The organism is Pseudomonas sp. SAS7 (genome assembly GCF_052112345.1).
In the GTDB taxonomy this organism is placed as follows: Bacteria; Pseudomonadota; Gammaproteobacteria; order Pseudomonadales; family Pseudomonadaceae; genus Aquipseudomonas; species Aquipseudomonas putida_Q.
The window spans coordinates 1-303 of record NZ_JBEGGO010000070.1; the positions used below are offsets into that span (position 1 = coordinate 1).

Below are 303 nucleotides of genomic sequence, written 5' to 3' on the forward strand. Positions count from 1 at the left end.
TGATGCGGTAGAGGAGCGTTCTGTAAGCCTGTGAAGGTGAGTTGAGAAGCTTGCTGGAGGTATCAGAAGTGCGAATGCTGACATGAGTAACGACAATGCGAGTGAAAAACTCGCACGCCGAAAGACCAAGGTTTCCTGCGCAACGTTAATCGACGCAGGGTTAGTCGGTCCCTAAGGCGAGGCTGAAAAGCGTAGTCGATGGAAAACAGGTTAATATTCCTGTACTTCCAGTTATTGCGATGGAGGGACGGAGAAGGTTAGGCCAGCCTGGCGTTGGTTGTCCAGGTTTAAGGTGGTAGGCTG

General features: G+C 51.2%; 1 rRNA gene. It reads left to right on the forward strand.

What is annotated here, in order from left to right:
* Nucleotides 1–303 (forward strand): 23S ribosomal RNA (locus ABI582_RS28730); the annotation flags it as partial.